Here is a 6,201-nt window from a genome sequence, read left to right as displayed (position 1 = left end):
GTTTTCAATAGTTACTGATAGGATACGGAGACGTCCCATCACTATTAAAAATCTTTGGAAAGGGGGCCCGGGGGGAGAACCTTTCTTTAGAAAGGTTTCCCCCCGGCACTTTTTTACCCTTGTTATGGGACGGTGAAGCCGAAGCGGGTGAGGATGGCTTTTGCTTCGGGCGTGGCCAGGAAGGCGAGGAACGCGGCCGCGCCCTGGGGATTGGGGGCCTTGGCCGCGACGGCCGCCGTATAGGTGACGGGGGGCGTGAGCGGCACGGTGGCGGCGATGGCCACGGCCTTGCCGGCGATGGCCGCGTCGGTGGCGTAGACGAAGCCGGCGTCGCAGTCGCTTGCTTTGACGGCGGCCAGGACGTGGCGCACGGACGGATAGTAGACGAGCTTTCCGGTCAGCGCGAACCACATGGCCTTTTCTTGCAGGGCCCGCTTGGCATAGCGTCCGGCCGGCACGGATTCGGGGTTGCCCACGCCGATGCGTTGCACGCCGCCGTGAAAAAGCGATTCCAGGTCCGTCACATGGGCCGGGTTGCCGGCCGGTACGGCCAGGACAAGGGCATTGCCGGCAAAGACCGTGCGCGTCGCGGCGGCGATGCGTCTCCGGTCCTCGGCCGCGTCCATGGTCTGGGGATCGGCGCTCAAAAAGACGTCGCAGGCGTCGCCGTTGTCCATACGCCGAAGCAGCGTGCCTGAGGCGGCGTATTCCCCGCGTAGGGTCAGTCCCGGGTTGCGCTTGGCGAAAACCGGGGCCATCTCGCCCAGGGCGTTGGTCAGGCTGGCGGCCGCGAAGACAATGATTTCCCCGGCCCGGGCGGGCAGGGCGCAGGCCAAAACGAGGGCAAGGGCGCAGGCAAGACGTTTCATGTCCATGTCCTTTGGCGTAGGGGCCGGTTTTTTCTAACCGATCCGCCCGCTAACGGGAAGCGTCGTCGTGGCCGCCCGGCCGGCGCGTATTGACACCATGTCGCCGCCGGCTTTAGCTGAAGGACTTTTGCAACGTGTCCGGCACGCAGCGGACAGGACGTCAAGGCAAGGCCGTTTGGCCTGCCCGGAAAAAACACATTCGGAGAGATGCATGGAGTTGAAAATCACCCTTCCCGAAAGCGAGATGCCCCGGCAGTGGTACAACGCCCTGCCCGACCTGCCGACGCCCCTGGCCCCGCCGCTCGATCCCCAGACCAAACAGCCTGTGGACCCCGCCCAGTTGGAGCTTATTTTCCCCAAGGCCGTCATCGAGCAGGAATTGTCTTCACAACGCTGGCTCCCCATTCCCGAGCCCGTCCTGGACATCTACCGCCTCTATCGCCCGACGCCGCTGGTGCGGGCCGAGCGTTTGGAAAAAGCCCTCGGGGTCAAGTGCAAGATCTACTATAAGAACGAGTCCGTCTCTCCGGCCGGCTCACACAAGCCCAACACCGCCATTCCCCAGGCCTATTACAACAAGATGGAAGGCGTGCGCCGCATCAGCACAGAGACCGGCGCCGGGCAGTGGGGCACGGCGCTGTCCTTCGCCTGTTCCCAGCTCGGCCTCGACTGCACGGTGTACATGGTCAAGGTGAGCTACACCCAGAAGCCGTATCGCCGCATCCTCATCAATGCCTACGGCGGCGAGATTTTCCCCTCGCCCTCGGAGAACACCAAGACCGGCCGGGCGATGCTGGCCCAGGACCCGGACTGTACGGGCTCCCTCGGCCTGGCCATTTCCGAGGCCGTGGAGGACGCCGCCACCCATGACGACACCCGCTATGCGCTCGGCAGCGTCCTCAACCACGTGCTGCACCATCAGACCATCATCGGCCTGGAAGTGGAAAAGCAGCTGGCCATGATCGGGGCCAAGCCCGACTATCTGGTCGGATGCGTGGGTGGCGGCAGCAACTTCGCCGGGTTGGTGTTGCCGTTTTTGCCCCGCAAGCTCGCGGGCGAGAAAATCCGTTTCATCGCCGTGGAGCCCAAGGCCTGCCCGACCCTTACCCGGGGGCAGTTCCGCTACGACTACGGCGACGTGGCCAAACTGACGCCGCTTTTGAAAATGCACACCCTGGGCCATGCCTTCATGCCGGCCCCCATCCATGCCGGCGGGCTGCGCTACCACGGCGGCGCGCCCATCGTGTGCAATCTTGCCAACGAGGGCGTCGTGGAATCCACGGCCTACTTCCAGACCGAGTGCTTTGAGGCGGCCAAGCTCTTCTTGCGCACCGAGGGCTTCCTGCCGGCTCCGGAGACCTCCCACGCCATCAAGGCCGCCATCGAGACGGCCAAGCAGGCTGGTCCCGACGAAAGCGTGGTCTTCCTCTATTCCGGCCACGGCCTGCTCGATCTGGCCTCCTACGACGCGTTCCTGCAAGGCAAGCTGACCGACTTCGCCTATCCGGAGTCCAACATCACCGAGGCGCTCAAAGCCTGCCCGGATGTCGACTGATCGCGCGCATCCGGCGCGTCAAAGCGAACGGCCCGACGAAGCATGCTTCGCCGGGCCGTTCTTTTGAGGAGGCGGGTCCGTTGCCTGATCGGATGCGCCGCGATCAATCGATATTGAGGATTACGCTGAAGGCCTTGAAGAAAAACCAGATCTGGTCGCCTTCCTTGAGGTCCAGGGTCTCCACGGATTCGGCCGTGATGAGCGCGCACATGGGCGTACCGCCGTCGAGGAGCCCCATGATCTCCACCGCCACGCCGTCGCCCCGGATACTCACTACCTGGCCGGGAAAACAGTTGCGGGCGCTGGTGCGGGCCATCTTCTCGTCCTTGGCCAAAAGCACCCACGGGGCCTTGACCAGGGCCGTGACCTGGCCGCCCTCGATCAGCCCCAGGCGTTCGAAGCTTTCGTTGGTGATGACCGAGACGATCTCGAAACCGTTTTGGGCGGTCAGGGAAACCTCGGTTAAAAGCGGGCTCTTGCGCACGCTGGTGACGGAACCGAAAAAGGTGTTGCGGGCGCTTGTTTTCACACGGCTCTCCTTGGCGACGCAATGGTTGACGATGCGCTGGCAGTCCTGGTCGGAAAACGAGCAGTAGATGGACGTGAGCACCAAGCTGGAATGGCCGAGCATGACCTGGACCACGGGCAGCGGCACGCCGCCGCGTAGGAGCTCCACCGCCCGGGAGTGGCGCAACGAAGTGGGGCTGACGCGGCCCGGAGGCAGTCCGGCCCGGCGCGCCTGCTCGTAGAGCTTGCGGCGCACGAACCCGGGGTCGAGGCGGAAAAGTTCCCCGCGAATTCCCCGGTTGGCCGGGCTCGCGGCGAAGCGTAGCACTTCCTCGATCAGCGACTTGGGCACCACCACCTTGCGCGGGGACTCATTGGGGTCGGCGCCGCCGAAGCTCACGGTCGACTGGGCCATGTCGATGTCCGTGCGCTCGTTGAGCGCCAGCACTTCCCCGAGCTTGCCGCCGCTGTGGCGCAACATCAGGTAGACCAGCCGCATGCGGTCGCGGGCCCGGCGAATGGGGGCCGTGCGGGCCGTGTCGCGCCATTCGTCGAAGGCGACGGTCAGGCGCTCGATCTCATCGGTTTCCAGATGCCGGATGTCGCTTGGAACCTTGAACAACGCCGCTTGGCAGGGCCCCAGGGATCCATGCTGCCGCCTGTGCGTCGGCCGATCGGATTTCTGGGCCAGCATGGCTTCGGCGTGGTCCCGCAGGCGTTCCAGGGCCAGGACGTCGAGACAGGATACTCTTTCAAGGATGCTTTCTTCGACGGTACTCATGCTTTGATGGGATAGCCGACATTTCTTATGTTGTAAAGAATACAGCGTCTCTATCACGAATACTTTTTGCGGCGTGATACTGATGCAGTGATGCGGTATGACGTTCGCATCGTCAAGGGTTCATTTTGAAGAGTCACGAAAAATATTTCTATCGTGACACTTAGTTTGGAAAGTAGTAGTGTCACGAGGATAAAAAAAAGAGTGATGCTGGATTTTACTTTCTTTTACTGTAGCATGCCCGGCATGGCGTCTGGCGGTCGGCCTGGAACGCCGATGTCGGCAAAGGAGGGAGCATGGCCACGTTCGTTTGCGTGCACGGCGCGTTTCAGGGCGGCTGGGTCTGGAAGCGGACCGCCGAGGCGCTTTTCCCCATGGGGCACCGGGCGTATGCGCCCACATTGTCCGGATGCGGCTTTCACCGCCACACCATGGACAAGGGCTTGGGGCTTGAGGCCTACGTGCGCGACCTGACGCAGTTTTTCGAGATGGAGGACCTTGCCGACGTTTACCTTGTCGCCCACAGCTATTCCGGCATCGTCGGCGCCGGGGCCATGGCCGCGATCATGGGCCGGTTGTCCGGGACCATTTACGTGGAGGGCATCATTCCCCAGCCGGGCAAGTCTTTCGCCGGTGTTGGCGGCGAACCCTTTCAGGCCATGCTCCAATCGAAGCTGACCGACGGCTGGCTGGTTTCGCCGTGGGAGGCGGGGATGTTCGGGGTGGCCGGAGCGCCCGATGAGGCTTGGTTCATGGCCCGTGTGGCCCCGTTCCCGATGGCCGCCTTCACCGACGCGGCGGTCGGCGAACTGGTCTTTCCGGTAAAGCGCCACTATGTGCGTTGCGCCAAAAATCCCAATCCCATGTTTGTGGCCATGGCCGACCGGGCCAAATTCCTCGGGTTTGCCATGCATTCCATCGACAGCGGCCATTGCCCGCAAATCACGGTGCCCGTGGAGCTGGCCAGGGTGCTGGCCACCATCGTGGACAAGAAAAACGGGGAGGCAAAAGCGCAATGACGTTGCTTGCGCGCCTGACGAAGAAGCTGCCCCATTTCACCCTGGACGTGGAGATCTCCTGTCCTCCCGGCGGCATTCTGGTGCTGACCGGGCCTTCGGGGTCGGGCAAAACCACGATTTTGCGCCTTCTCGCCGGCTTGGACGACCCGGACGAGGGGCAGGTGGGGCTCGACGGCGATGTGTGGCGCGATACGGTCAAAGGCATCCGCGTCAAGCCCAGGCAGCGCGGGATCGGACTTGTTTTCCAGGAATATTCGCTTTTTCCCCACATGACCCTGGCTGAGAACGTCTCCTACGCCACCACGGATACGGCTTTTGCCGAGGAGTTGCTCGAGCTTTTCGGCATCGCCCATTTGAAGGACGCTCATCCCGGGACCATGTCCGGCGGCGAGCGCCAGCGTGGCGCGCTGTGCCAGGCGCTGGCCCGGCGGCCAAAGGCGCTCCTTCTCGACGAACCCTTTTCCGCCCTGGACGCCGCCACCCGCGTGACGTTGCGTCATGAACTCCTGGATGTTCGGGATCGGTTCGCCATCCCCATCGTGCACGTGACCCACGATCTGGCCGAGGCGGCGATTCTCGGCGACCAGGTCGTGACCATCAACCGGGGGGCCATCGACCCGGGCTGGTTCAGCACCCAGCTGTGCCAGTATCGGGAGGAGCGCGAGGCGCTTTTCGCGCGTTTCGGCGCGCCTTCCCCCGCCATGGCCCGGCCCCGGGAAAACCCCCAACATTGCTGCGAGGAGGGAATGTGATGCTGCGAATTCTTTGGACATGCGCTTTGGTGCTTCTCATGGCCGGTCAGGCCCTGGCCGGGCCTTTGACCATCGCCGCCGGCGCGGGCTACAAAAAACTCGTCACCGACCTGGCCGCCGCCTATGAGAAGTCCTCCGGGACCAAGCCGGAGCTCATCTTCGGCAACATGGGGCAGGTCACGACCCAGGCCAAGGCCGGCGGCGTCATCGACGTCATCATCGGCGAGAAGGGCTTCCTGGAAAAATCCGGCCTGAAGTTCTCCGGCGAGGCCGAGATCGGCCACGGCATCCTGTGCATGGCCTGGCCCAAGGGCAAGACCTTCACTGACCCCAAGGAGATCGCCAAGCCCGACGTCAAGCGCGTGGCCATGCCCGACGCCAAAAAGGCCATCTACGGCCGGGCCGCCACCCAGTTTCTGGCCAAGGCCGGCTTGGAAAAGGCGGTCAAGGACAAGCTGCTCGTCGTGGCCACCGTGCCCCAGGTCACTACATACGTGGTCAGCGGCGAAGTGGACGCCGGTTTCGTCAACCGCACCGACATCATGAACGTCGGCGACAAGATCGGCGGTTACCTGGAAGTCGATCCGTCGCTGTACGCGCCCATCGTCATCGTGGCCGAGTCCCTGGCCGGTTCGCCCAATCCGGACGGAGCCAAGTCCTTTTCCGCCTTTCTGGCCACGGACGCGGCCAAGGCCATCGCCAAAAAGCATGGGATGTAGGG

The 6,201-nt window shown here is 63.5% G+C and carries 6 protein-coding genes; 4 read left to right on the top strand and 2 right to left on the bottom strand.

Going from position 1 to position 6,201, the window contains the following annotated elements; translation table 11 throughout:
* Nucleotides 1-122: 122 nt before the first annotated feature.
* On the bottom strand, nt 123-869 hold the full coding sequence (modA, locus tag DESFRDRAFT_RS13830; RefSeq protein ID WP_005994867.1) for a molybdate ABC transporter substrate-binding protein: 747 nt from the start codon (nt 867-869) through the stop codon (nt 123-125).
* A gap of 211 nt (nt 870-1,080) precedes the next feature.
* On the opposite strand from modA (DESFRDRAFT_RS13830), the gene DESFRDRAFT_RS13825 reads away from it, so the two are divergent.
* The gene (locus DESFRDRAFT_RS13825; RefSeq protein ID WP_005994866.1) at nt 1,081-2,424 is read left to right on the top strand and encodes a TrpB-like pyridoxal phosphate-dependent enzyme; all 1,344 of its coding nucleotides are present in this window, start codon (nt 1,081-1,083) and stop codon (nt 2,422-2,424) included.
* Between the two features lie 103 nt (nt 2,425-2,527).
* On the opposite strand, the gene DESFRDRAFT_RS13820 is transcribed toward DESFRDRAFT_RS13825, so the two are convergent.
* Complete coding sequence (locus DESFRDRAFT_RS13820) at nt 2,528-3,712, bottom strand: TOBE domain-containing protein (RefSeq protein WP_005994865.1); 1,185 nt, start codon at nt 3,710-3,712, stop codon at nt 2,528-2,530.
* Between the two features lie 293 nt (nt 3,713-4,005).
* Here DESFRDRAFT_RS13820 and DESFRDRAFT_RS13815 point away from each other — a divergent pair, with 293 nt between their 5' ends.
* The 3 genes from DESFRDRAFT_RS13815 to modA (DESFRDRAFT_RS13805) are packed head-to-tail and all read left to right on the top strand — an operon-like array spanning nt 4,006 to nt 6,199.
* On the top strand, nt 4,006-4,728 hold the full coding sequence (locus tag DESFRDRAFT_RS13815) for an alpha/beta fold hydrolase (RefSeq protein ID WP_005994864.1): 723 nt from the start codon (nt 4,006-4,008) through the stop codon (nt 4,726-4,728).
* A complete protein-coding gene (locus tag DESFRDRAFT_RS13810) occupies nt 4,725-5,480 on the top strand; it encodes an ATP-binding cassette domain-containing protein (RefSeq protein WP_005994863.1) in 756 nt (251 codons plus the stop codon). Before DESFRDRAFT_RS13815 ends, DESFRDRAFT_RS13810 begins: the two co-directional genes overlap by 4 nt.
* The gene (gene modA / locus DESFRDRAFT_RS13805; RefSeq protein ID WP_005994862.1) at nt 5,480-6,199 is read left to right on the top strand and encodes a molybdate ABC transporter substrate-binding protein; all 720 of its coding nucleotides are present in this window, start codon (nt 5,480-5,482) and stop codon (nt 6,197-6,199) included. The genes DESFRDRAFT_RS13810 and modA (DESFRDRAFT_RS13805) overlap by 1 nt, the downstream gene beginning before the upstream one ends.
* Nucleotides 6,200-6,201: the final 2 nt, after the last annotated feature.

Source organism: Solidesulfovibrio fructosivorans JJ] (assembly GCF_000179555.1).
GTDB classification, from domain to species: domain Bacteria; phylum Desulfobacterota; class Desulfovibrionia; order Desulfovibrionales; family Desulfovibrionaceae; genus Solidesulfovibrio; species Solidesulfovibrio fructosivorans.
The sequence above is the reverse complement of the archived record's forward strand: the minus strand, read 5'-3'. Positions and strand labels throughout refer to the sequence as shown.

Coding starts and splice junctions, on each gene's coding strand:
- modA (WP_005994867.1), bottom strand. CDS start 869: ATGAAACGTCTTGCCTGCGCCCTTGCCCTCGTTTTGGCCTGCGCCCTG.
- modA (WP_005994862.1), top strand. CDS start 5,480: ATGCTGCGAATTCTTTGGACATGCGCTTTGGTGCTTCTCATGGCCGGT.
- DESFRDRAFT_RS13825 (WP_005994866.1), top strand. CDS start 1,081: ATGGAGTTGAAAATCACCCTTCCCGAAAGCGAGATGCCCCGGCAGTGG.
- DESFRDRAFT_RS13810 (WP_005994863.1), top strand. CDS start 4,725: ATGACGTTGCTTGCGCGCCTGACGAAGAAGCTGCCCCATTTCACCCTG.
- DESFRDRAFT_RS13815 (WP_005994864.1), top strand. CDS start 4,006: ATGGCCACGTTCGTTTGCGTGCACGGCGCGTTTCAGGGCGGCTGGGTC.
- DESFRDRAFT_RS13820 (WP_005994865.1), bottom strand. CDS start 3,712: ATGAGTACCGTCGAAGAAAGCATCCTTGAAAGAGTATCCTGTCTCGAC.